General features: G+C 70.3%; 25 protein-coding genes and 1 tRNA gene. 15 read left to right on the top strand and 11 right to left on the bottom strand.

Annotated features, from left to right (window positions below; translation table 11 throughout):
• Positions 1-58 precede the first annotated feature (58 nt).
• Positions 59-427 carry a VOC family protein gene (locus tag IM767_RS14165; protein WP_109210716.1) on the top strand — a complete coding sequence of 123 codons (369 nt, stop codon included), beginning with the start codon at positions 59-61 and terminating at the stop codon, positions 425-427.
• Between the two features lie 30 nt (positions 428-457).
• Here IM767_RS14165 and IM767_RS14170 read toward each other — a convergent pair whose 3' ends face one another.
• Positions 458-979 carry a DUF1697 domain-containing protein gene (locus IM767_RS14170; RefSeq protein WP_109210715.1) on the bottom strand — a complete coding sequence of 174 codons (522 nt, stop codon included), beginning with the start codon at positions 977-979 and terminating at the stop codon, positions 458-460.
• A 29-nt stretch (positions 980-1,008) separates the two neighbouring features.
• The gene (locus tag IM767_RS14175; RefSeq protein ID WP_109210773.1) at positions 1,009-2,745 is read right to left on the bottom strand and encodes an L-aspartate oxidase; all 1,737 of its coding nucleotides are present in this window, start codon (positions 2,743-2,745) and stop codon (positions 1,009-1,011) included.
• Between the two features lie 76 nt (positions 2,746-2,821).
• Between IM767_RS14175 and IM767_RS14180 the strand changes: the two genes are divergently transcribed.
• From IM767_RS14180 to IM767_RS14205, 6 genes are all read left to right on the top strand, one after another.
• Positions 2,822-3,754: a LysR family transcriptional regulator gene (locus IM767_RS14180; protein ID WP_109210714.1), complete on the top strand. Its 933-nt coding sequence runs from the start codon at positions 2,822-2,824 to the stop codon at positions 3,752-3,754.
• Between the two features lie 151 nt (positions 3,755-3,905).
• Positions 3,906-4,700 carry an SDR family oxidoreductase gene (locus IM767_RS14185; RefSeq protein WP_109210713.1) on the top strand — a complete coding sequence of 265 codons (795 nt, stop codon included), beginning with the start codon at positions 3,906-3,908 and terminating at the stop codon, positions 4,698-4,700.
• 8 nt (positions 4,701-4,708) lie between these two features.
• Complete coding sequence (locus IM767_RS14190) at positions 4,709-5,632, top strand: RNA polymerase sigma-70 factor (RefSeq protein ID WP_239453312.1); 924 nt, start codon at positions 4,709-4,711, stop codon at positions 5,630-5,632.
• Positions 5,629-6,045, top strand: a complete 417-nt coding sequence (locus tag IM767_RS14195) for a sigma-70 family RNA polymerase sigma factor family protein (RefSeq protein ID WP_109210711.1) — start codon at positions 5,629-5,631, stop codon at positions 6,043-6,045. The genes IM767_RS14190 and IM767_RS14195 overlap by 4 nt, the downstream gene beginning before the upstream one ends.
• An 83-nt stretch (positions 6,046-6,128) precedes the next feature.
• Positions 6,129-6,887 (top strand): SDR family oxidoreductase, encoded by a 759-nt coding sequence (locus IM767_RS14200; protein ID WP_109210710.1) that lies wholly within the window; start codon positions 6,129-6,131, stop codon positions 6,885-6,887.
• 172 nt (positions 6,888-7,059) lie between these two features.
• Positions 7,060-8,037, top strand: a complete 978-nt coding sequence (locus tag IM767_RS14205; RefSeq protein ID WP_194398895.1) for a zinc-binding dehydrogenase — start codon at positions 7,060-7,062, stop codon at positions 8,035-8,037.
• 23 nt (positions 8,038-8,060) lie between these two features.
• On the opposite strand, the gene IM767_RS14210 is transcribed toward IM767_RS14205, so the two are convergent.
• A complete protein-coding gene (locus IM767_RS14210) occupies positions 8,061-8,285 on the bottom strand; it encodes a putative acetyltransferase (protein ID WP_109210708.1) in 225 nt (74 codons plus the stop codon).
• On the bottom strand, positions 8,279-9,760 hold the full coding sequence (locus IM767_RS14215) for an SDR family NAD(P)-dependent oxidoreductase (protein ID WP_109210707.1): 1,482 nt from the start codon (positions 9,758-9,760) through the stop codon (positions 8,279-8,281). The genes IM767_RS14210 and IM767_RS14215 overlap by 7 nt, the downstream gene beginning before the upstream one ends.
• Before the next feature lie 49 nt (positions 9,761-9,809).
• Here IM767_RS14215 and IM767_RS14220 point away from each other — a divergent pair, with 49 nt between their 5' ends.
• On the top strand, positions 9,810-10,226 hold the full coding sequence (locus IM767_RS14220; RefSeq protein ID WP_239453311.1) for an NUDIX hydrolase: 417 nt from the start codon (positions 9,810-9,812) through the stop codon (positions 10,224-10,226).
• A gap of 13 nt (positions 10,227-10,239) precedes the next feature.
• Here the strand turns inward: IM767_RS14220 and IM767_RS14225 are convergent, their stop codons facing one another.
• Entirely contained in the window at positions 10,240-10,779 is a 540-nt protein-coding gene (locus tag IM767_RS14225) for a YaeQ family protein (RefSeq protein ID WP_109210706.1), read from the bottom strand.
• Between the two features lie 103 nt (positions 10,780-10,882).
• On the opposite strand from IM767_RS14225, the gene IM767_RS14230 reads away from it, so the two are divergent.
• From IM767_RS14230 to IM767_RS14250, 5 genes are all read left to right on the top strand, one after another.
• Positions 10,883-11,296, top strand: coding sequence for a YkvA family protein (locus IM767_RS14230; protein ID WP_109210705.1), 414 nt, complete (start codon positions 10,883-10,885; stop codon positions 11,294-11,296).
• Positions 11,297-11,399: 103 nt separating this feature from the next.
• Positions 11,400-13,649 carry a hybrid sensor histidine kinase/response regulator gene (locus tag IM767_RS14235; RefSeq protein WP_162564298.1) on the top strand — a complete coding sequence of 750 codons (2,250 nt, stop codon included), beginning with the start codon at positions 11,400-11,402 and terminating at the stop codon, positions 13,647-13,649.
• The gene (locus IM767_RS14240) at positions 13,646-14,038 is read left to right on the top strand and encodes a response regulator (RefSeq protein ID WP_109210703.1); all 393 of its coding nucleotides are present in this window, start codon (positions 13,646-13,648) and stop codon (positions 14,036-14,038) included. The genes IM767_RS14235 and IM767_RS14240 overlap by 4 nt, the downstream gene beginning before the upstream one ends.
• Positions 14,028-15,164 (top strand): adenylate/guanylate cyclase domain-containing protein, encoded by a 1,137-nt coding sequence (locus tag IM767_RS14245; protein ID WP_109210702.1) that lies wholly within the window; start codon positions 14,028-14,030, stop codon positions 15,162-15,164. Before IM767_RS14240 ends, IM767_RS14245 begins: the two co-directional genes overlap by 11 nt.
• Positions 15,161-16,732 carry a peptide ligase PGM1-related protein gene (locus tag IM767_RS14250; protein WP_109210701.1) on the top strand — a complete coding sequence of 524 codons (1,572 nt, stop codon included), beginning with the start codon at positions 15,161-15,163 and terminating at the stop codon, positions 16,730-16,732. Before IM767_RS14245 ends, IM767_RS14250 begins: the two co-directional genes overlap by 4 nt.
• 13 nt (positions 16,733-16,745) lie before the next feature.
• Here the strand turns inward: IM767_RS14250 and IM767_RS14255 are convergent, their stop codons facing one another.
• From IM767_RS14255 to IM767_RS14265, 3 genes are read right to left on the bottom strand one after another with little or no spacing between them, the layout of a single operon-like run.
• On the bottom strand, positions 16,746-17,366 hold the full coding sequence (locus tag IM767_RS14255; RefSeq protein ID WP_239453310.1) for a GNAT family N-acetyltransferase: 621 nt from the start codon (positions 17,364-17,366) through the stop codon (positions 16,746-16,748).
• Positions 17,367-17,370: 4 nt separating this feature from the next.
• Entirely contained in the window at positions 17,371-17,952 is a 582-nt protein-coding gene (locus tag IM767_RS14260) for a hypothetical protein (protein WP_109210700.1), read from the bottom strand.
• Positions 17,953-17,990: 38 nt separating this feature from the next.
• Complete coding sequence (locus IM767_RS14265) at positions 17,991-18,818, bottom strand: inositol monophosphatase family protein (RefSeq protein ID WP_109210699.1); 828 nt, start codon at positions 18,816-18,818, stop codon at positions 17,991-17,993.
• Positions 18,819-18,911: 93 nt separating this feature from the next.
• On the opposite strand from IM767_RS14265, the gene IM767_RS14270 reads away from it, so the two are divergent.
• Positions 18,912-18,984 (top strand) — tRNA-Lys (locus tag IM767_RS14270).
• A gap of 94 nt (positions 18,985-19,078) precedes the next feature.
• On the opposite strand, the gene IM767_RS14275 is transcribed toward IM767_RS14270, so the two are convergent.
• A complete protein-coding gene (locus IM767_RS14275) occupies positions 19,079-19,537 on the bottom strand; it encodes a hypothetical protein (RefSeq protein WP_109210698.1) in 459 nt (152 codons plus the stop codon).
• A gap of 213 nt (positions 19,538-19,750) precedes the next feature.
• Between IM767_RS14275 and IM767_RS14280 the strand changes: the two genes are divergently transcribed.
• The gene (locus IM767_RS14280) at positions 19,751-20,362 is read left to right on the top strand and encodes a GNAT family N-acetyltransferase (RefSeq protein WP_109210697.1); all 612 of its coding nucleotides are present in this window, start codon (positions 19,751-19,753) and stop codon (positions 20,360-20,362) included.
• A gap of 3 nt (positions 20,363-20,365) precedes the next feature.
• On the opposite strand, the gene IM767_RS14285 is transcribed toward IM767_RS14280, so the two are convergent.
• Both IM767_RS14285 and IM767_RS21185 read right to left on the bottom strand, forming a co-directional pair.
• Entirely contained in the window at positions 20,366-21,019 is a 654-nt protein-coding gene (locus tag IM767_RS14285; RefSeq protein ID WP_109210696.1) for a response regulator transcription factor, read from the bottom strand.
• Positions 21,016-22,203 carry a sensor histidine kinase gene (locus IM767_RS21185; protein WP_109210695.1) on the bottom strand — a complete coding sequence of 396 codons (1,188 nt, stop codon included), beginning with the start codon at positions 22,201-22,203 and terminating at the stop codon, positions 21,016-21,018. The genes IM767_RS14285 and IM767_RS21185 overlap by 4 nt, the downstream gene beginning before the upstream one ends.
• Between the last annotated feature and the right edge of the window lie 142 nt (positions 22,204-22,345).

The following is a 22,345-nucleotide window of genomic DNA, read 5'->3' on the forward strand; positions in this document are numbered from 1 at the left end:
TTGACGCTAGGGACGGTCTCCGAGAGTCTCGGTGTACCCCGTCCCCCAGGAGGTTCCGATGGCGAAGGCCGTCTGGTTCGACATTCCCGTCACCGACATGACGCGTGCGATCGCGTTCTACGAAGCGCTGACCGGGGAGGAGCTCACCCGCCTCCCTGTCGGGCCCGGGAAGGAGACCGCGCTGTTCGCCATGGAGAACGGCGGAGCGGGCGGATGCCTCTTCGCGGCGCCCGAGGACGAGCCTTCGCATTTCGGGTCCCGCGTGTACTTCGACGCGAACCCGTCGATCGATGACTGGCTCGCGCGAGTGGAGCCGGCCGGCGGGCGCATCCTGGTTCCGAAGACCGACATCGCCGGTGGTCGTGGGGTCTACGCGTACATCGAGGACTCCGAAGGCAACCGGGTCGGACTCAACGCATCTGCGTGACACACGCGCCGGTGGGCGACCCTTCGAGAGTCACGCGCCGAAGCGGGTCACCAGCCGGATGAGCGTGGGCAATCCGCGCGATGTGGCCCGTTCGCCCGTGAGCCGCTCCAGCACCGGAGTCGCGTGACCCTCGCCGGGGACGTCGTTGCGGACGAGCGCCCAGCCGCGGCCGGCGTCGACGATGGCGCAGCGGTGCTCCGCAGCGACCGCCGTCGCATCGGCGTCGTGGGCATCGATCGCGGCTCCCCGGTGCAGTGTGAACTCGAATCGTCGCGGTTCGGGTGTGGCGCCGTGCTTGTGCACGACCTCGGTGGCGCTGTGCATCGAGGTCCAGAGGATCTCCCGTGCGTGACCGGACCTTGCCGCGATCGCCTCCTCCGCCGTGGCGACCACCTCGGCGGGTCGATCGGAGTCGAAGACGACGGTGCCGTTGCTCTGGAACGTGCGGGCATCGGGGCATCCGGCATCGGCGAAGCCCGCCAGGATGTCGGCGGTCGAGGGATGACCGCGCTGACCCTGGTTGACGTTCCGCATGAAGGCGACGCAGTGCATGCCTTGAGCGTAGAGGCGTGCGCCGACAACTACTCGACCAGCTTGCCGACCACCGACACCTCGTCACGCATGAGCGCCAGGATCTCGTCCGGGATCGGGGGGATCGGCTCGCGCACGACGCCGGTGGACGGCGACCACACCAGATTCGCCTGGAGTTCGGGATCGGTCTCGGGGAAGTCGCTGCGGTTGTGGCATCCCCGCGTCTCCCGGCGCTCCAACGCGGCCTCGAGCGTCGCACGTGCGGCCAGCGCCGCGGACTTGAGGTCGAACGCGTGGGCGAGGTCGTGGTAGCCGGCGATGTCGGGGTGCACGCCGACGTCCGCCATCCGGCGCTCGATCGCTTCGAGCTCCGCCAGCCCGGCCCGCAGACCGTCCTCTGAGCGCACCACGCCCGCGTGCTCGGTCATGGTGTCGCGGATCGCGCGCTGCAGCGCCCTCACGTTCTCCGGACCGTCGGATGCCAGGAGCTCGGCGATCTCGGCGCGCGCCTGGTCGACCGCGGCCGCGGACCGCACCTGCGCCGGCAGCGCCGCGGAGTATCCCGCTGCCGCCTGCCCGACGATCCGCCCGAAGACGAGCAGCTCGATGAGCGAGTTGCCGCCCAGGCGGTTGGCGCCGTGCAGGCCCGAGGAGGCCTCGCCGATCGCGTACAGGCCCGGCACGTCGGTGCCGTGATCCGACGAGCGCACCCAGACGCCGCCCATCGAGTAGTGAGCGGTGGGGGCGATCTCGATCGGGTCCTTCGTGATGTCGAGCATCTGCAGCTCCAGCATCGTCTGGTAGACGCGCGGAAGGCGGGTCATGATCGTTTCCCGAGGCAGGTGCGAGACGTCCAGCCATACTCCGCCGTTGGGCGTGCCTCGCCCCTCCTTGATCTCGGTGTAGCAGGCCAGGGCCACGCGGTCGCGCGTCGAGAGTTCGAGACGCTCGGGGTCGTACTTGTGCATGAAGCGCTCGCCGAGCCCGTTGCGAAGGATCCCGCCCTCGCCGCGCGCGGCCTCGGAGATGAGCGTGCCGGCGGCGCTCTCGGGCTCGATGATGCCGCTCGGGTGGAATTGCACCAGTTCGGGATCCCGCAGTCGTCCACCGGCCTCGACGGCGAGGCGGAAGGAGTCGCCGGTGTTCTCGTCCCGTCGCGACGAGGTGCGTCGCCAGATGCGGTTGTGGCCGCCCGCTGCCAGGATGACGGCGTCGGCGTGGATCAGGTACCGCGTCCCGTCCTCGAGGTCGAAGCCGTATGCACCGAAGACGGCGCCGTCGTCGTTGACGAGGACGCGCGTGATGTAGACGGTGTCGAGGATCGGGACCTTCAGCTGGACCGCGCGGTTGATCAGCGTGCGCTGGATCTCGAGGCCGGTGTAATCGCCGGCGAAGGCCGTTCGACGGTAGGTGTGCGCGCCGAAGAAGCGCTGCGAGATGCGCCCGTCCTCCTCGCGGGCGAACGGCATGCCGTAGCGCTCGAGGTCGTCGATGCCCCGCGCGGCTCCCTTGGTGACGATCTCGACCGTCTCGGGGTTGGCGAGCAGGTAGCTCTCTTTGAGGGTGTCGGCGGCGTGCTGCTGCCAGCTGTCGTCTTCGTCCATCGTGCCCAGCGCGGCGTTGATGCCGCCCGCGGCGAGCGACGTGTGCGCGTCGCTCTTCGGTCGCTTGCCGAGCGCGAGGACGTCGACGCCCGCCTCGGCCAGCTCGATCGCGGCGCGCAGGCCCGATCCTCCGGTGCCGATGACGAGGACGGTGGTGGACAGCTGACGCTCAGAGGTGCTCACGATTCCACCGTACGAACGGGTCATCGATATATCCAATGCATCTTTTTGTGAGCAGCGATAGCCGTACGCTATGACGATGAATCTCGAGCAGCTCCGCAGCTTCGTCGCCGTCGCTCAGCTGGGGAACTTCACGCGGGCGGCCGATCAGCTGCATCTCGCGCAGCCGTCGCTCAGCCGCCAGATCGCGGTGCTCGAGCAGGAGCTGGGCGCAGAGCTGTTCCACCGCTCACGCGCCGGCAGCACGCTGACGGCGGCCGGTGAGTCGCTGCTTCCGCTGGCGCGCCGGATGCTCGCCGATGCCTCGTCCATCCGCCGCGAGATGGACGAGCTCGCGGGGCTCCGCCGCGGACGCGTTCGACTCGGGGCGACCCCCACCCTGTGCGTCAGCCTCGTCGCCGAGGCGCTCGCCGCCTTCCACGCCCGGCACCCCGGCATCGAGCTGCACATCTCCGAGCACGGCTCGCGGCGTCTGCTCAACGAGCTGGCTGCCGGTGAGCTCGATCTCGCGCTGGTGACGACGTCGGATGCGGCATCCGCCGATCGATTCACCTCGACACCGCTCCTCGTCGAAGAGCTCGTGGTCATCTCATCGGGCGGGGAGCCGCCCGTGTCATCGCACGACTCCATCACCCTCGCCGAGGTCGCCGAGCTGCCCCAGGTGGTGTTCGCCTCTTCGTACGACCTGCGCACCACGACGGATGCGGCCTTCCGCGCCGCGGGCCTCGTACCCCGCGCGGCCATCGACGGGGCGGAGATGGACGCCGTGATCCGATTCGTCGAGCGCGGTCTGGGTGTGGCGATCGTCCCGGCGATGGTGCTGGTCGATCGCCCGGGTCTGCGCGCCGTGCGGCTGGCCTCGCCGACGCTCACCCGCACGATCAGCATCGCCCGCGCGGCGGACATGGCACCCGCCGCCGCCGTCGAGGTGATGCGCACGACGATCATCAGCACCGCCGCGGAACTGGCTGCGCAGCAGTCGGCCACGATGCGTGTCGCGACAAGCGCCTGACCCGACGACGCCGGCGAGGCGACCTGCGGTCGGGAACGGCAGGGCGACGTGGCGGGCGGATTTCGCAGAATCCGTCACACCAGCGACCGCCGTCCGGTCAGAGCTGGAAACGCGCGCGTTTCCGCGGGCGCGGGAGCGGAGAGGAACCGTCATGAGGATCGCTGTCATCGGAGGAACGGGACTGATCGGATCGAGGGTCGTGACGACGCTCGAAGCCGCCGGGCACGACGTGGTCGTGGTCGCGCGGGCGGTCGGAGTGAACTCGTTCACCGGCGAAGGGCTCGCGGACGCGCTGGAAGGCGTGGAGACGATCGTCGACGTGTCGAACTCGTCGTACACCGACGAGGCCGGCGCCCGCGAGTTCTTCTCCGGGTCGACGCTGAACCTGCTCACGCACGGCGCTGTGGCCGGGGTGCGCCACCACGTCGCACTGTCGGTGGTCGGCACCGATCGCCTGGCGCGATCGGAGGGCGGCTACTTCCAGGCGAAGGCAGAGCAGGAACGCCTCCTCGCGGCATCCGCGCGGCCGTACTCGATCGTCCACGCGACGCAGTTCTTCGAGTTCATCCGCAGCATCACGGACGCCGCCACCCGCAGCGGGATCGCGCGCGTGGCCGACGCGCTCATCCAGCCGATGGCCGCCGACGACGTGGCGACGGCCGTCGCCCGCTCGGCGCTCGGACGGCCGACGGGCGGGATCGCCGAGCACGCCGGGCCGGAGGTCTTCGAGCTCGGGTATCTGGCCCAGCGCGAACTTCGGTTCCGCCGCGACGACCGCGAGGTCGTCGCCGACCCGCTCGCGACCTACTTCGGCGCGCAGCTCGATCGCTTCGAGCTGCTCCCCGGCGCCGGCGCGGTCATCGCACCGACCAGGTTCCACGATTGGCAGATCGCACCGCGCGATTCGGACGCGGAACTGCTGCCCCCGGTCGCGGGCGTACGCTGAGCGCGACGATGGGAGCGGCAGACTCGATGGGTGACACGTACGCACGCGGTGCCGAGCAGGACGACATCGACCTCGCCGTGAAGGTGTTCGGCGAACATCGGCGGCGCATCTTCGGCATCGCCTATCGGATGCTCGGGACCGTGGCCGATGCCGAGGACATCGTGCAGGAGACCTGGATCCGCTGGCAGAACGCCGACCGCACCGACATCCGGGAGCCCGCGGCGTTCCTCGCGACTGTCGCCACGCGCCTTTCGATCAACGCGACCCAATCCGCGCATGCGCGACGCGAGACCTACATCGGCCCGTGGCTCCCCGAGCCGGTCAACACCGACGCCGACCCCTCCCTCGGAGCCGAGCGCGGCGAGGCCCTCCAGTTCGCCATCCTGCTCATGCTCGAGAAGCTGACGCCGACCGAGCGCGCGGCGTACATCCTGCGTGAGGCGCTCGATTATCCCTACGAGCGCATCGCCGATGTCGTGGGTGCGACGGTGGCGAGCGCACGTCAGCTCGTCAGCCGTGCACGCAAGCATCTCGCATCCGCGCGCAGAGCCGAAGTCGCTGCGGCCGAGCAGCGGCGGCTGCTCGAGGCGTTCCTGGTCGCTGCGCAGAAGGGTGACGTCAGCAGTCTGGAGCGGCTGTTCGCCGAAGATGTCGTCAGCTACACCGACGGCAACGGGGTCAAACTCGCCGCACGCATCCCCGTCGCGGGCAGAAGCCGGGTCGCCAAGTTCGTCGCCGCCTTCTCCGGCCACTTCTGGACCGGGAAGACCATCGACTGGGTCGAGGTCAACGGCCAGCCGGCGGCGACCCTGTCGGAGGGCGGGACGGTCACGACCATCGTGACGGTGACGGCAGCGGAGGACGGCATCCGTCAGCTCCTCTGGGTGATGAGCCCGGACAAGCTCGGGCACGTCGCCCAGGTCGGGGCGTGAGCAGGCCGTCCGGCGGCTCGTGGCTGCACCGCTCCGCTCGAGGAGCGGTCTCAGGGTCGGCCGGGCACGGGCGCGCCGTCGGCGAGCTCGCGGCGGCGGCGCGAGCGGGAGATGCGGCGGGCGTCGCGCAGTTGCTGCGCCCCGGCGTCATGCTCACGGTCGACGGTGGTGGCGTCGTGGCGGCCCCCGATGTCGCGGTGGAGGGCGTGATGCCGGTGGCATCGTTCCTCGTCGACCTTCTCACGCAGCCGCGGGCGGCGGTCCGGGTCGAGTCGGTCAACGGCGTGCCGGGCATCGTCGTGTGCCGCGACGGGCGGGTGGTCGGCGTGCTCAGCGTGCGCGTCCGCGGCCGCCGGATCCTCGAGGCGTGGCTGGTCGCGAACCCCGACAAGCTGACGCGCTGGACGTGCTGACAGCCGTTCTGTCACAGATCAGGTGCGGATCCGGTCATAGCTCGTGAGCGCCGCCCCACGCGCTCCCGAACGAAAGGCACATCATGGCAAGGATCGTCGTCATCGGAGGCTCCGGGCTCATCGGCTCGAAGGTCGTCGCGAAGCTCACCGCACACGGGCACGAGGCTGTTCCGGCATCGCCGAACTCCGGCGTCAACACCATCACCGGCGAAGGTCTGGCCGAGGTGCTGACCGGGGCCGACGTCGTCGTGGACGTGTCGAACTCCCCGTCGTTCGCCCCCGACGACGTGATGGAGTTCTTCACGACGTCGACCCGCAACCTGATCAGCGCGGCGCGCGAGGCGGGCGTCGGTCACTATGTCGCCCTGACGGTGGTCGGCACCGACCGTCCGAACACGATCTCGTACTTCGCGGCGAAGACCGCACAGGAAGACTTGATCCGCGCGTCGGGCATCCCGTACTCGATCGTGCACGCGACGCAGTTCTTCGAGTTCATCACCGGCATCGCCGCGGTCTCGGCGAACGGCGATGCGCTGCACCTGCCGGGGAACCTCGTCCAGCCGATCGCGGCGGAGGACGTCGCCACCGCGGTCGCTCGGACGGCGGCGGGTGAGCCGCTCGGCGCCGACATCGAGATCGCCGGCCCGGAGGTGATGGGGCTCGACGAGATGGTGCGGCGCGGCCTGGTGTTCCGCGGCGACGCGCGCGAGGTCGTCACCGATCCCGACGCTCCGTACTTCGGTGCGCGGATGGAGGAGCGCACGCTCATGCCCGTCGAGGGAGTGCGGCTGTTCGACACGACGCTGGAGGAGTGGCTGCCGGCGAACCCGCCGCGCGCCTGACGCGCGATCACACGGGCCCGGATCGCCGATCGCGCTCCGGGCCCGCGGTGTCTGCGGCGGCCCGCGCTCGTGAGCGTCGGCGAAGCCTGGGGAATGCCGCCTGCGCGGTGCCCGCTATAGGTTCGAGTGGCCGCGCACCCGCGGCCCGCAAGACATCACAAGGAGCACCACCGTGCGCGCACTCATCCACCCCACCTTCGGCGAGGCATCCGAGGTCCTCGAGGTCGCGGAGCGACCGCTGCCCGGGCCGGGAGCCGGCCAGGTGCGGGTGCGGACGGTGCTCTCGCCGATCCACAACCACGATCTCTGGACGATCCGCGGCACCTACGGGTTCAAACCGGAGCTGCCGGCGCCGGCCGGCACCGAGGCGGTCGGGGTCATCGATGCGCTCGGCGAGGGCGTCGACACGCTGCAGATCGGCCAGCGCGTCGTGACCGGCGGCACGTTCGGGGTCTGGAGCGAGTATTTCGTGGCGAAGGCGGCGGGACTCATCCCGGTGCCCGACGGGATGAGCGACGAGACGGCCGCCCAGCTTGTCGCCATGCCGTTCAGCGCGCTCAGCCTCCTGGACTTCCTCGCGGTGCAGCCGGGCGACTGGATCGTCCAGAACACCGCCAACGGCGCCGTCGGCAAGCTCGTCGCGCAGTTCGCCGCGGCCCGCGGCGTGCGCGTGCTCGGCCTGGTGCGCCGCGACGCCGGGGTCGAGGAGCTGGCCGGGCTCGGCATCCGCGATGTCGTCTCGACCGCGTCGGACGGCTGGCGTGCGCGCGCCGCGGCGATCCTCGGCGAGGATGCGCCGCGCGCGGCGGTGGACTCGGTCGGGGGCACGGCGGCGGGCGACCTCCTGTCCCTCCTCGGCGAGGGCGGCACGCTTGTGTCGTTCGGCGCGATGGGCTCCGACACTCTGCAGCTCTCGTCGGGCGACCTCATCTTCAAGCAGGCGACGGTGAAGGGCTTCTGGGGCAGCACGGTGAGCCGGACGATGGATGCCGCGAAGCGAGGTGCCCTGTTCGCCGAGCTGATCCAGCGCATCGGGTCGGGCGAGGTCGCGCTGCCCGTGGACGCGGTCTTCCCCTTCGAGCAGGCGCGCGAGGCCGCAGCCGCGAGTGCGGTGCCCGGACGCGCGGGCAAGGTGCTCCTGCGCTTCTGATCCCGCGAGGGCCGGCCGGCGGGCTACGGGGCCGACGGGCGCCGCGGAGCCCGCGGCGCGGGGGGCGGCGGCACTTCCTTCGCGGCGATGATCGCGCCGCGCGGGATGCGCTCGACGCCGCGCTTGCCGTCGACGACGACGTCTGCGGCATCCGCGCTCAGCAGCTCTCCGAGCGCGTCGGTCGCCTGGCCGGTCGGCAGGATGTAGCGGACCACGACCCGTCGGCCCGGTTCGGGGAGGTTCACCATGCGCCGGGAGAGTAGTCCTTGAGGAAGACGCCGAAGAGGTCCTCGCCGGCCTCGCCGCGGACGATGGGGTCATACACCCGGGCCGCGCCGTCGACGAGGTCCAGCGGGGCGTGGAAGCCCTCCTCGGCGAGGCGCACCTTCGTCGGATGAGGTCGCTCGTCGGTGATCCAGCCGGTGTCGACGCTCGTCATGAGGATGCGGTCGGTCTCGAAGAGCTCGCGTGCGCTCGTGCGCGTCAGCATGTTGACCGCAGCCTTGGCCATGTTGGTGTGCGGGTGCCCCGGCCCCTTGTAGCCGCGGTTGAAGACACCCTCCATCGCGCTCACGTTCACGACGTAGGTGCGCCGCGCTGGGCTCGCCGCGAGGGACGAGCGCAGCTTCGACACCAGCAGGAACGGCGCCGTCGTGTTGGCGAGCTGGACCTCGAGCATTTCGAGCGGATCGACCTCGTCGACGCCCTGCACCCACGAATTGGTGTGATCGAGGTCGGGGATCAAGCCTCCGGCGTCGATCGCCGTGCCGGCGGCGAGACGCTCGAGCGAACTCGAGCCGGCCGCCATCGCCTGCTCGGTCAGCTCCTCGGCGCGAGCGGCGGCCGCGGCGAGGATCGGGTGGGCGGTGACCGAACGCTCCAGTGCCTGCGGGTGGCGGTCGTTCGTGTGGCCGAAGGTGACGAGCTCGGGCAGCGGGCCGTCGGGCAGCGGCGCGAGCTCGGCGTCGACGAGCGGCTGATAGGCGCCCGGCGAGCGCCGCACGGTCTGCGTGGCGTTGTTGATCAGGATGTCGAGCGGCCCGGCGGCCGCGACATCCTCCGCGAGCCCGATCACCTGAGCGGGATCGCGCAGATCGATGCCCACGACCTTGAGCCGGTCGATCCACTCCGGTGCGTCAGGGAGGCTGCTGAACCGTCGCACGGCATCGCGCGGGAACCGCGTCGTGATCGTCGTGTGCGCGCCGTCGCGCAGCAGGCGCAGGGCGATGTACATGCCGATCTTCGCGCGGCCGCCGGTGAGGAGCGCGCGCCTGCCCGTGAGGTCGGTGCGGGCCTCCCGCTTCGCGTGGCTCATCGCCGCGCACGTCGGGCACAGCTGGTGGTAGAACGCGTCCACCACCGTGTAGGGCTGCTTGCAGATGTAGCACGCACGCGGCTTCAAGAGGGTGCCGGCGGTGGGCGCGGTGGTGGAGCTGGAGATCGGGATGCCGCGCGTCTCGTCGTCGATCCGGTCGGGCGCTCCCGTGGCCGTGGCCGCCACGACGGCGCGGTCTGCGGCGGCGATCGCCTCGCGGATCTCGCGGCGGCGTTCCTTCTTCACGGCCTTGAACATCGCCGCCGTCGCGCGGCGCACCGCGATGTAGTCCGGATGCTTCTCATCCACGCCCGCCATGCTCGCGAGTACGCGAAGGGTGGTCGCCAGGTCGTCCGGGTCGATGCCGCTCGGCGGCAGGTCGGAGGGAGCGGGGGAATCGGGAAGCACACGTGATTCTACGCCGGACCGGTTCAGGGTCTGCTGTTAGCGTGCCTTCGTGACCACCTCGAACCCGGCCCCCGCGACAGCCCGCAGCATTCGTGTGTCGGCCGCGGTCATCCTGAACGACCGCGACGAGCTGCTGCTGGTGCGCAAGGCCGGTACGACGGCCTTCATGCAGCCGGGCGGCAAGCCCGAGCCGGGGGAGAGCCCGAGCGAGACGCTGAGCCGCGAGCTTCTGGAAGAGCTGGGTCTCGCGGTCGATCCCGCCGAGCTGCGCCCGCTGGGGCTGTACACCGCCGCGGCGGCGAACGAGCCGGGCTTCTCGGTCGTGGCGGATGTCTTCGAGGTCGCGATCGGCGACCAGGTTCCGGTCATCGCCGCGGAGATCGAGGAGCTGCGCTGGGTCGTGCGGGCCGATGCCGCCGAACTCGAGATCGCGCCCCTGGCCCGCGAGAACTTCCTGCCCGGCTGACCGCGGACGCCGGCTATCCCGCGGATACCTCGTGGATGTCGGACTCGAACGACGAGCCGTTGAGGTCGAGGTACAGGCGGCGCTCGGTGATCGAGACCGTCATGGTGTTGCGGCGCTCGATGGGCGCCGTCGCGGCGTCGAAGAACCCCGGATCGAAGCTGTAGAGCGGGATCTCGTCCGCGCGGTGGATGCGCTTGCCGGCCCACGGCGGGGCGACCTTCGCGGGATCGCGCTGCGTGTACACCGCCACGCGTGAGGCCTGCAGGCTCCCGGTGTGCAGGCGCGCGGCATCCGGTGCGCCCACCTCGATCCATGCCACCAGCGCGCCCGTCAGATCGCGCACCAGCACCGCAGGTTCGTCTGTCGCCGAGATGCCCTCGCTGAAGGCGATGCCCTCCTCGTACTCGAGGCAGTAGGCGAGCACCCGGGTGAGCATGAAGGCGTCGGTCTCGGACGGATGCCGCGCCACTCGCACGGAGAGATCCTCGTAGACACCCCGATCGACGTCGGCCAGCTGGATATCGAAGGTGTGCATCGTCGCGCCGATCGCCATGAGGTCCGAGCCTACGCGGTGCGCAGCCGCGGCAAGGACGCGTCATGCTGGACGCCCGTCGACGCGCTGCAGAATGCCGGTGGGCCGGTGTTACAGTCGGCGGATGCCGGACTGGGTGCTCGTGGTGCTCTCGGTGATCGCCGGACTCGTCCTCGTGTGGCTGGTGCTGTTGCTCGTGCTGTGGGCGCAGGCGCGTCGGACGGGCGGTGCGGTCGACTGGCGGCAGATCGTGCGACTCGTCGCGGACGTAGTGGTGCTGCTCAAGCGGCTCGTCGCCGACCCGGCGGTGCCGCGAGGCACCCGATGGTGGCTCGGCGGGCTCCTGGTGTACCTGCTGCTGCCCATCGACCTCGTGCCGGACTTCATCCCCGTGCTCGGCTACGCCGACGACGCGATCATCGTCGCCGTCGCGTTGCGGTACGCCATGCGCACGGCCGGACGCCCGGCGATCGAGCGGCACTGGCCGGGAACGCCCGAGGGGCTCAGGAGCCTGCTCTCCCTCACCGGCGCGGACTGAGCCCGACGCCCGGCAGGCGTCAGTCTTGAAAGCGCCGCCCGGCGCGAGGACAATGTGGCCTGTCATTGCGGCGGACGCGCGGTCTCACTGGGAGGAGGCCATCGTGGAGCGTTCGGGTGAGGCCGACGAGGGGAAGCTCGAAACCCTCCGACGGGGCTACACCGACGCCACCGAACAGTTCGCGGCGATGAACGAGGTGCTGCTCGCGCTCGGGCGGTCGGCGTCGGACCCCGATGCGGCCCTCGACACCATCGTGGAGAGCGCGCGGCGGCTGTGCCGCTCCGATGCCGCCCACGTGTACCTCATCGAAGGAGACCAGTTCGTGCTCTCCTCGTGGGTGGGCGCGCCGGACGAGATGGTGGCCTACATCGCCGCGCACCCGTTCCGCGTCGATCGGGCGAGCCTGGTCGGACGCGTGGCCGCAGATCGGCAGCTTCAGCAGATCGACGACGTCCTCGACGATGCGGAGTACGGACGCCAGGACATCCAGAAGATGGGGCGCTACCGCAGCGCGATCTCGGCGCCGATGCTGCTGGACAACGAAGTGGTCGGTGTGCTCGCCCTCTCGCGCACCGAGGTGTCGCCTTTCGACGAGCAGGCGCGCGCGGCGCTCGAGGCCTTCGCCACGCAGGCCGCCGTCGTCGTGCGGCAGGTCAACCTCGTGCGCGCGCTCGAAGACCGCAGCGTGGAGCTCGCGCGCAAGGTGAACCAGCTCGAAGCGCTCAGCGAGGTGGGCGAGGCGGTGAGCTCGAGCCTCGTGCTGGACGAGGTGCTGACGACGATCATCATGAACGCCGTGCGCTTCGCCGGTTGCGACGGCGGCTCGATCATGGAGTACATCGAGCGCGAGCGCGCGTTCACGGTGCGCAGCGCCTACGCGAGCGACCGCCTGCTGGATCGGCTGAGGACCATCAAGGTCGGCCTCGACACCACCCTGGTGGGACGCGCCGCCAAGGAGAGGCATCCGATCGCCGTCGCCGACCTGGACGAGGTCGAGCTGGACACCCACCTGCGGCTGCTGCACGAGGACGGCTGGAGGTCGATGGTCGCGGTGCCGGTGCTGCGCGGCGAGCGCATCGTCGGAGCGCTCGTGGTGCGCCGGCGCAGGCCCGGGGAGTTCTCACCCGAGACCATCGAGTTCCTCGAGACCTTCGCGAGCCAGTCGGCCCTGGCCGTCTGGAACGCCCAGTTGTTCCGCGAGCTCGAGACGAAGTCCGCTGAGCTGGAGATCGCGAGCCGCCACAAGTCCGAGTTCCTCGCGAGCATGTCGCACGAGCTGCGCACTCCGCTGAACGCCGTGATCGGCTTCTCGGAAGTGCTGCTGGAGCGCATGTTCGGCGAACTCAACGACCGGCAGGACGAGTACCTGCGTGACATCCTCGGCTCCGGCCGCCATCTGCTGCAGCTGCTCAACGACATCCTCGACCTGTCCAAGGTGGAGGCCGGGCGCATGGAGCTCGAGCCGTCGACGTTCTCGCTGCGCTCCGCCCTCGAGTACGGCGCGTCGATGGTGCGCGAGCGGGCCGCGAGGCACGGCATCCGTCTGACCGTCGATGTCGACGACGATCTCGACGGCGTCGAGTCCGACGAGCTGCGCGTGAAGCAGGTCGTGGTCAACCTGCTGAGCAACGCGGTGAAGTTCACCCCCGACGGCGGCCGTGTCACCGTGAGCGCCCGGGGGAGCGAGCACGAGATCGCGGTGGCGGTGGCCGACAGCGGGATCGGCATCGCGCCCGCCGACCGCGAGCGCATCTTCGAGTCGTTCCAGCAGGGCCGTCGCGGACTGCAGAGCGAGGAAGGCACGGGCCTCGGGCTGACGCTCTGCCGGCGGATCGTGTCGCTGCTCGGCGGCACCATGTGGCTCGAGAGCGAGGTGGGGGTGGGCAGCACCTTCGGGTTCACCATCCCGCGACGCGTGCCGATCGCCCGGCAGGTCTCGGTCGACGAGGGGGAGCGCCCGACGGTCGTGGTGGTGGAGGACGACCGCGCCTCGCTCGACCTCATCTCGGCGTATCTCGACGGGCTCGGGGTCGACGTCGTGATAACGCGAGACGGTGAGGAGGGCCTGGCGGCGATCCGCGAGCACCTTCCCGCGGCGGTGCTCCTCGACATCCGCCTGCCGCGCACGGATGGCTGGCAGGTGCTGGAGCGCATGCGGGCGGATGCTGCGACCGCCGCGGTTCCCGTCATCGTGGTCTCGATCGTCGATGAGCGGGCGCGCGGCCTCGCGTTGGGCGCGTCGGCGTATCTCGTCAAACCCGTCCACCGCGACGCGCTCGTCGGAGCGCTGCGCGACGTCGGTGCCATCCCCGGCGCGGTGGCGACGGGCGCGGCGGGAGGGCAGTTCTCATGAACGGGCGGAACCGGGTGCTCGTGGTCGAGGACAACCCGCTCAACCTGAAGCTCGTCCGCGATGTGCTCACCGCGTCGGGTTATGAGGTGCTGCCGGCGGAGACCGGCGAGGAGGGCGTCACCCTCGCGACGACCTGCGAACCCGACCTCGTGCTGATGGACCTCCAGCTGCCCGACATCGACGGGTTCGAAGCCCTGCGGCGCTTGCGGGAGGATCCTGCGCTGGCGACGGTGCCCGTGGTCGCGGTGACCGCGTTCGCGATGCGGGAGGACCGGGAGCGAGCCAGCAGATCGGGCTTCGACGGCTACCTCGAGAAGCCGATCAGCATCCGCGACCTGCCGGGGCAGGTGGGTGCCTTCATCGGGAGGGGGCGCACCGATGCCTGGTGAACCGATCGTCGTGCTCGCCGTGGACGACCTCGAGCAGAATCTGCGACTGCTCGACGCGGTGCTGAGCCCGAGAGGCTATGCCGTGGTGACCGCGGCCTCCGGGGAGGAGGCCCTCGACCTGCTCGACCGGCACGACGTCGATCTGGTGCTGCTCGACATCATGATGCCGGGCATCGACGGCTACGAAGTGTGTCGCCGCATCCGTGCGGTGCCGCGGTGGAGATTCCTGCCGGTCGTGATGATCACGGCGAGCGGCGACCAGGAGAAGCGCCACGCGCTCGAGGCCGGCGCCGACGACTTCGTGAGCAAGCCGTTCGACCAGGCGGAGCTCATCGCGCGCGTCGCGTCGCTGGCGCGACTCAAGCGCTATCACGACACGATCGAACGTCAGGCGGCCGAGCTCGCCCGCTGGAACGTCGAGCTCGAGGCGCGGGTCGCGAGCCAGGTCGACGAGCTCGACCGCGTGAACCGGCTGCGGCGGTTCCTGTCGCCGCAGGTCGTCGACCTCGTGCTCGACAGCGGAGACGAGAGCGTGCTGTCGAGCCATCGGCGCGACATCGTGGTCGTATTCTGCGACCTGCGCGGCTTCACGCCGTTCGCCGAGTCGAGCGAGCCGGAAGAGGTCATGAGCGTGCTCTCGGAGTACCACGCGGTGCTCGGCGAGCTCATCGACCGCTACCAGGGCACGCTCGAGCGCTTCACGGGCGACGGCGTCATGGTGTTCTTCAACGACCCGATCCCGCTCGACGACCCCGCGCGCCGCGCCGTCGAGATGGCGATCCAGATCCGCGAGCGCGTCGGCGAGCTGACGAGGCAGTGGCATGGTCGTGCGATCGATCTGGACATCGGCATCGGCGTGGCCCAGGGCTACGCGACGCTCGGCCGGATCGGCTTCGAGGGTCGCTTCGACTATGCCGCCATCGGCAGTGTCACCAACCTCGCCGCCCGGCTCTGCGCGGCGGCCGCGGGCGGGCAGATCCTGGTGGCGCAGCGCGCGTACACCGCTGTCGAAGACCACGTCGCCGCGAATCCCGTGGGCGAACTGGATGTGCGCGGATTCAGCAGGGCGGTCCGCGCCTACGCCGTGGACGGCATCCGACAACCCGAGAATCGAGTCGCACCATGACCCTCACAGCCACCGCACCGGTGACGCTCTCGTCGCTCACCGAGGCCGAGCGCGACGAGCGTTTCGACAGATTGCAGGAACGGATGCCGCCGGTCTGGGCGTCGATGCAGCAGAACCTGGAGGACGAGTCGGTCGTCGTCGTCCCGTCGCTCACGGTCGGGAGCCGGGCGACATCGGCGGCGATGGTCCAGGCCTACGAGGAGCGCTTCCTGTTCCTGCTCCTGCTGCTGCGCCAGCCGATGCTGCGCATGACCTACGTCACCTCGCAGCCGATCGATCCGCGCATCATCGAGTACTACCTCGCGCTCCTGCCGGGAGTGATCCCGAGCCACGCGCTCGCCCGCCTCACCCTGATCTCGGTCGGCGACGGCACACACCGCACCCTGAGCGAGAAGATCCTGGAGCGGCCGCATGTGCTGGCCCGCATCGCACGCAGCATCCCGGATCGCGAGCGCTGCCACCTGATCCCGTACAACACCACGCCGAGCGAGCGCGACCTGGCGCTCGAGCTCGGCATCCCCATGTTCGGCGCCGACCATCGCCTTGCGGCGCTGGGCACCAAGACCGGCTGCCGGAGGCTCTTCCGCGACGTGGGGGTGCAGCATCCGCTCGGCATCGAGGACCTGCGCAGTCGCGATGATGCCGTGCGCGCGATCGAGACCGTGCTGGACCAGAAGCCCGGCGTGCAGCAGATGATCTTCAAGCTCGACGAGGGAGTGTCGGGGTCGGGGAACGCGCTTGTCGACCTCGCGGGCGTCGGCGCGCTCTCGGGCGAGGCCCGCCGGGCGGCGATCGCCGACCGGCTCGACCGGATGCAGCCGGAGGTCGAGGCGCTCAGCCCCGCCGACATGCTGGAGGCACTGGCGACCAGGCACGGGATCATCGAAGAGCGCATCGTCGGCGAGGAGATCCTCAGCCCGAGCGTCCAGCTGCGCGTGCTGCCCGATCGGACCATCGAGCTGCTCTCCACCCACGACCAGCTGCTCGGCGGTCGGAGCGGACAGAGTTACCTCGGATGCGTCTTCCCCGCAGATCCCGCGTACTCTCGGCTCATCAGCGAGCCCGCGCTCGCCGTCGCACGGCGTCTTGCGGATCTCGGGGTGCGAGGTCGTTTCGCGCTGGACTTCGTGGTCGTGCGGGATGCCGCGGGCCAGTGGTCGCCGTGGGCGATCGAGCTGAATCTCCGCAAGGGCGGCACAACCCACCCGTTCCTCACGCTGCAGTTCCTCACCGGTGGGCGGTACGACGGCGAGGAGGGTGCGTTCCTCACGCCCGAGGGCGCGCGCAAGCACCTCGTGGCGACGGACCACCTCGAGGACGACGACCTGCGGGCGCTCTCGGTCGGCGACCTGTTCGACGCGGTGGCGCGCCACGACCTGCACTTCGACCGCTCGCGGCAGGAGGGGATCGTGTTCCACATGATCAGCTCGATCACCGAACGCGGCCGCATCGGCATGACAGCGGTCGGCGACACGCCGGAGCGCGCGATGGAGCTCTACGAGCGCGGCGGTCGCATCCTCCTCGAGGAGGCCCGGCGGGCGCGCGCCGAGCATCCGCTGCCGGACTGAGGCTTCGGCCGGATCAGGCCGGAGCCAGCACGGAGTGCTCGGCCTGCGCCGCCCACTCGGTGCGCAGCACGCCCATCACGACCGAGTCGTAACGCCGTCCGCGCACCTCGCGGGCGTCACGGAACCGCGCCTCTTCCAGGAAGCCCAGCTTGCGCCCGACGCCCAGCATCGCGTCGTTGCCCGACCAGGTCGAGTAGTCCAGGCGCACGACCGCGGTGCGGGCGAAGAGGTAGTCCGTCCAGATGCGCATGGCCTCGGTCCCGACGCCTCTGCCGCGTACGGTCGGGTCGTACACGGTGATCCCCATGCGGCGCCAGTCGGACTCCTCCGACTCCCAGTGCCACGAGACGGTGCCGAGCATGCGGTCGGGGGCGTCGGCGGCCGCGATCACGGCCCGGCGCACCGGACTCTCCTCGGCGTACGAGCCGTCGGCGAGGGCGGCGCGCAGTCGCCCCACGGCCTCTTCGACCCCTGCCTCGTCGAGCTTGGGGAAGTACGGGCCGTCCCACAGATGCCAGTCCTGGTGGGGGAGCAGCCACTCCCGGTACGCGGGCAGGTCGGCGATGCCGAACAGGCGCAGAGCGATGCCGCGGCTCTCGCCGATCAGGATCGCGGTGCCGCGTCCGTCACCCACGGTGTCAGCTCTTCGGCCACTCGATCAGCAGAAGGTTCTGCTTCGTGTCGGCCACCTTCACGTCGCCCTCGCCGAACAGGTACGTGATGCCGTATCCCTCGGCATCGGGGGCGATGACGGTCTCGGCGCTCTCGGTGATGTAGACGCCGGCGGCGTCTTCCTCCCGCTGCCAGCCCTGGGCGATCAGCTCGTCCTGGGCGTCGGTCGCCTCGGCCTCGGTGACCGGCGCCCAGCCGTACATCTGGCCGTGGTCGCCGGCTGGGCCCTCGAAGTCCGCCCACATGCACTGCAGGCCATCGGTGATCTCGGTGCTGCCGATGTACAAGGGCGACTCCTGAGCGCTCCAGCCGAGGCTCTCGAAGTCTGCGACGACCGACTCGCTGATGATCGTCTCGCAGGTCGGCTTCTCCGTCGATGCCGGCTCGGGTTCGGGGGTCGTGGTGGGCTCGGGAGCGGCTGCGGTCGGAGTCTGGGCGTTGCCCGTCACCTCCGGTGCGGCTTCTTCCGGCGTGCCGGCGCACGCCGACAGGATCACCGCGGACAGGACGAGGACGGCAGCAGCGCCGAGGATGCGAGGGGCGGGCATCGAGGGTCTCCGTTGGGGGATGGGAGGCGGTCGGGGTGTCAGGCGGAGTGGAGCAGGTCGAGGTAGGCGTCGTGGAGGATGCGGTTGGTGGCGAGCGACGAGCGCTCCGACAGCGAGTCGGCGCCGTCGAACGAGGTGAATCGGCCGCCGGCCTCCAGGACGATCGGCACGTGTGCGGCGATGTCGTACTCCTTGACGTCGAACTCGGCGACGAACTCCAGGCGCCCTTCGGCGAGCAGCATGTAGGGCCACGCGTCGCCGTAGCCGCGGTCACGCCACACCGACGAGGTCAGGCGCTCCAGCGCGTCGAGCTTGCCCGCACTGCGCCACTGGCCGATGCTCTGGAAGCTCACGCTCGAGTCGGCGATCGCGTCGACGTTCGACACTGCGAGGCGCCGGGGTTCGCCGCCGGGAGTGTTCGTCCATGCCCCGTGCCCGCTCGCTGCCCACCAGCGGCGTCCGATCGCGGGCTGGCTCACCACGCCGACGCGCGGAACCCCGTCGATGGCGAGGGCGATGAGGGTCGACCACATCGGGATGCCCTTGAGGTAGTTCGCGGTGCCGTCGATCGGGTCGACGATCCACTGCCGCGCCACGTCGCCGGTGATCCCGAACTCCTCGCCGAAGACGCCGTCACCCGGTCGTTCGGTCTCGAGCACCGCGCGGATCGCGCGTTCGGTGGCCAGATCCGCCTCGGTCACGTGGCTCGCGTCGTCCTTCAGCCGGACGTCGAGGTCGTCGGCGTCGAAGCGGGACATGGATGCCGCATCCGCGGCATCCGCGAGGCGCAGAGCCAGTTCGAGGTCGGCCCCGAGGTCTCCCTCGAACGGCGTGTCGAACGTCGACGAGGGGAGAGGGGCGGTCACAGGATCAAGGATAACCGGGGCGCTCCCGCCTCGATTTCATGAGACGCGATCGTGATGCTAATGTTGATCCTCGTTCGCCTCACCGTGAACAACGCACCTCTAGCTCAATCGGCAGAGCAACTGACTCTTAATCAGTGGGTTCTGGGTTCGAGTCCCAGGGGGTGCACCGCACAGAAGGGCGGCCCGGAACGGGCCGCCCTTCTGCTGTCTGCGGCGTGGCTGCGCAGCGCGGCGCGCACGGAGGTGGCGAGTGGTCTCGATCACCGCTGCGGTCGCCTCAGGATCGCCTGGACGCCCCACGCGATGAGGCCGCCGATGGCGCCCATCATCGCGCCCGTGAACAGGCCGCTGAGGATCGCGGCGAAGCGGGGGATGAGGGTCGCGCCCGGGCCGTCGCCGATGGACGGCGGGCTGCCGGCGAAGGCGACGTCCCACAGCAGCTGATGGGTGATGACGAGCATCGCGCCGAAGATGGCGCCGATCACGAGCACCGTGAGGAAAGGATTCGGCACTCGCTTGACGACGGCGACCGCGATCCACAGCACGACCGGGCCCACCGCGAGCAGCCACGCGACCGCGCTCCCTTCATCGATGAGGTGCAGGTCGTGGAGGAGCACTCGGGGCAAGGCGACGGCGGCGAGGCCGATGAGCGACCACGTCGACAGGCCCAGGGGGCGTCGTCGGGTGGCGGGGCGGACGGAGGTGGGTATCTCGGACATGCGCCAAAGGTAGGCAGGTCGCCCGCGGCATCTCATCCGTCGCGGAGCGACAAAGCGCGTCGCGTGAAGGCGACACCGGCGGTCGCAGGCGAGGGGACACGAGGCGGTGCGCATCGCCCGGAAGCGACGTGAGAAGTCGACCCGCGGCGGCATCGCACAGCGCGCGGACGGAGGAAGGTCTGATCACTCCCGCGTGATGAAAGGACCATCGCGATGAACCGACACGCACCGTACCTCCACATCCGCCCCCTCGAGCCCTCCGAAGCGGGCGCGGCCGCCGCACTGCTCGGACGAGGAATGGCCGACAACCCGATCAACATCGCCGTCTACGGCGGCGAGGAAGCGCATCGCGCGCGGACTCACGAACGACTCATGAGGGTGCTGCTCTCCGGTTCCCCTTCGATGAGGGTCGAGGTCGCGGAGCAGAACGGCCTCCTCGTCGCCGTCGCCGTGTCGACTCCGCCTGGAGGCTGTCAGCCGCGTGACGCCGACCGCATCCGGCTCCTCGGCCGGGCGATGACGTTCGGGCCGCGGGTCGCAACGCGACTCCTGTCGTGGAGCGGGGCCTGGGCCGCCCAGGACATCCCCGAACCTCACGTCCACCTCGGTCCGGTTTCGGTGGACCGGCATCTTCGCGGGCAGGGGATCGGCACGGTGCTCATGCTCCGCCACGTCGCCGGACTCGATTCGGTGGGCGTGGCCGGCTACCTGGAGACCGATCGGCCGGAGGCGGTCGCCTTCTACCGGCGGCACGGATATGCGGTCATCGATCGACGGCAGATCCTGGGCGTGCCCAACTGGTTTCTGCGGCGCCCTCCCGGGTGAGGCTCAGGAGGTGACGAGACCGGACCTGTGGGCGATCACCACGAGCTCCGGGCGATCGCGCGCGCCGACCTTCGCGAGGATCCGGCTGACGTAGGTGCGCGCGGTCGCAGGGCTCAGGTGCAGGACGGCTGCGATCTCGTCGTTCGTGTCGCCGTGGCCGATCCGCGCCAGCACCTCGATCTCCCGCGTGCTGAGGAAGGCGAGCCTCGGATCCGGGGAGGAGGCCGCACGGCCGGAGGCGACCAGTGCCATCAGCCTTTCGGTGATCGCGGGCGACAGGAGCCTCTCGCCTCTGCCGGCTCGCGTCACCGCGTCCCGAAGGCCGTCTCGGGAGGTGTTCTTGAGCAGGTATCCGATGGCTCCGGCTCGGATCGCCTGGACGATGTCCGCGTCGTCGTCGAAGGTCGTCAGCACGACGACATTCGTCCGGCTGGTCGCATCGTCGGCGCAGATGAGCGCGGTCGCCTCGATGCCGTCCATCACCGGCATCCGCAGGTCCATCAGGACGACGTCCGGCCGGTACTTGCGCACGGCTTCGACGCCGCTGCGCCCGTCGGTGGCCTCCGCGACCACCTGGATCGATTCGTCGCGGGTGAGGAGCGTGCGCAGGCCCGCGCGAACGAGGTCCTGGTCGTCCACGAGCACCACGGACGTCATGCCGGCACCTCCAGTGGGAACGAGGCTCGCACCGCGAACCCCGACTCCTGCCGCGCCGCCGAGAATGTGCCGCCCAGCAGCTGGGTTCGCTCCCGCATGCCTGCCAGACCCGAGCCGCCGGGGACGTGGGCGCGATCGGTCTCTCCCGACCTGCCGTCGTCGATGACGCTGACCTCCACGGCGTCCCGTCCCTGGCGGATCGCCACGTCGACGCGATCGGCGTCGGCATGGCGGACGACGTTCGTGATCGACTCCTGCACGATGCGGAAGACCGCAGCCTCGATGGTCGCGGGCAGGGGGGATCCGACCTCCACCTGCAGGTCCACGTCGAGCCCGGCCCTCGTAGCAGGGAGGATCGCCGTCTGGAGGTCGTCGATGCGAAGGGCGGGCCGCGTCGCACCGTCCTCCCGCCGAAGACCGGCGACGGTGCGTCTGAGATCCTCGAACGTCGCCGACGTCGTATTCCCGATCACGGCGAGCGCTTCACGTGCAGCAATGCGGTCCGCAGCGCCGGGGTCCTCGGAGTCCAGCGCTTCCTGGGCGATCTGCGTATGCAGCGCGACGACGGTGAGGGCGTGCCCCACGGAGTCGTGCAGCTCACGGGCGATCGACAGCCGTTCGGACATGGCGCGCTTCTCGGTCTCGCGTGCGTAGCGCTCCACGGTGAGCGCCGCGATCTCGGACGACTTCTCGCGCAGTTCGCGGCGCGAGCGAACGCTGTCGCCGAAGGCGATGGCGCCGGCGAGGAGGAGCGCGTGCCCCGCCAGCTCGTAGCCCAGGACCACCGCCGGATCCTGTCCGATCGCGAGCCGATAGGCGATCGAGATGATCAGGACGACCGACGATGCGACGACGGATGCCGTGACCCGGCCGAATTCGGCAGCGGAGAAGACCGCTGCCGCCAAAGGGACCGCGACGCCGATCGCGGGGTAGCCCGACGCGTAATACGCCACGACCGCGGCCGCGGACAACGCCACCACCAGCACCGGATACCGACGGCGGACCAGCATGAGAGCGCCGAGCCCCACCGCCCACAGATAAGCCCAGCCATCGGGGTCCGTGCCGTCGATATCGGCCGCGATCGACACCGACACGACGAGTGTCACGCCGACGCCCAGCAGCGCGTCGACGAGCCACGGTGCGCGACGGGATGTCGTCTGCCGACGCGGTGAGGTCTCGGTCACGTTGTCATGGTAGGTCGCGACCTCAGCGCGGGGGAGTCGTCCCGGAGCGACATCTCTCAGCCGGTCCGCCCGCCGGTCGTCTGCCGCATCGACGCGTGTCGCCCTGGAGCGACGCGACTGTCGATGCAGAGCGGACGGCTTC

This window comes from Microbacterium ureisolvens (assembly GCF_015278315.1).
Classification (GTDB): Bacteria; Actinomycetota; Actinomycetes; order Actinomycetales; family Microbacteriaceae; genus Microbacterium; species Microbacterium ureisolvens.

Excerpts from the sequence above, each read along its gene's own strand:
- IM767_RS14240 (WP_109210703.1), top strand. The coding sequence starts at position 13,646 with ATGAACGGGCGGAACCGGGTGCTCGTGGTCGAGGACAACCCGCTCAAC.
- IM767_RS14260 (WP_109210700.1), bottom strand. The coding sequence starts at position 17,952 with ATGCCCGCCCCTCGCATCCTCGGCGCTGCTGCCGTCCTCGTCCTGTCC.
- IM767_RS14245 (WP_109210702.1), top strand. The coding sequence starts at position 14,028 with ATGCCTGGTGAACCGATCGTCGTGCTCGCCGTGGACGACCTCGAGCAG.
- IM767_RS14180 (WP_109210714.1), top strand. The coding sequence starts at position 2,822 with ATGAATCTCGAGCAGCTCCGCAGCTTCGTCGCCGTCGCTCAGCTGGGG.
- IM767_RS14250 (WP_109210701.1), top strand. The coding sequence starts at position 15,161 with ATGACCCTCACAGCCACCGCACCGGTGACGCTCTCGTCGCTCACCGAG.
- IM767_RS14280 (WP_109210697.1), top strand. The coding sequence starts at position 19,751 with ATGAACCGACACGCACCGTACCTCCACATCCGCCCCCTCGAGCCCTCC.
- IM767_RS14210 (WP_109210708.1), bottom strand. The coding sequence starts at position 8,285 with ATGGTGAACCTCCCCGAACCGGGCCGACGGGTCGTGGTCCGCTACATC.
- IM767_RS14285 (WP_109210696.1), bottom strand. The coding sequence starts at position 21,019 with ATGACGTCCGTGGTGCTCGTGGACGACCAGGACCTCGTTCGCGCGGGC.
- IM767_RS14185 (WP_109210713.1), top strand. The coding sequence starts at position 3,906 with ATGAGGATCGCTGTCATCGGAGGAACGGGACTGATCGGATCGAGGGTC.
- IM767_RS14225 (WP_109210706.1), bottom strand. The coding sequence starts at position 10,779 with ATGGCGATCGGCGCGACGATGCACACCTTCGATATCCAGCTGGCCGAC.
- IM767_RS14275 (WP_109210698.1), bottom strand. The coding sequence starts at position 19,537 with ATGTCCGAGATACCCACCTCCGTCCGCCCCGCCACCCGACGACGCCCC.
- IM767_RS14170 (WP_109210715.1), bottom strand. The coding sequence starts at position 979 with ATGCACTGCGTCGCCTTCATGCGGAACGTCAACCAGGGTCAGCGCGGT.
- IM767_RS14230 (WP_109210705.1), top strand. The coding sequence starts at position 10,883 with ATGCCGGACTGGGTGCTCGTGGTGCTCTCGGTGATCGCCGGACTCGTC.
- IM767_RS14190 (WP_239453312.1), top strand. The coding sequence starts at position 4,709 with ATGGGAGCGGCAGACTCGATGGGTGACACGTACGCACGCGGTGCCGAG.
- IM767_RS14165 (WP_109210716.1), top strand. The coding sequence starts at position 59 with ATGGCGAAGGCCGTCTGGTTCGACATTCCCGTCACCGACATGACGCGT.
- IM767_RS14200 (WP_109210710.1), top strand. The coding sequence starts at position 6,129 with ATGGCAAGGATCGTCGTCATCGGAGGCTCCGGGCTCATCGGCTCGAAG.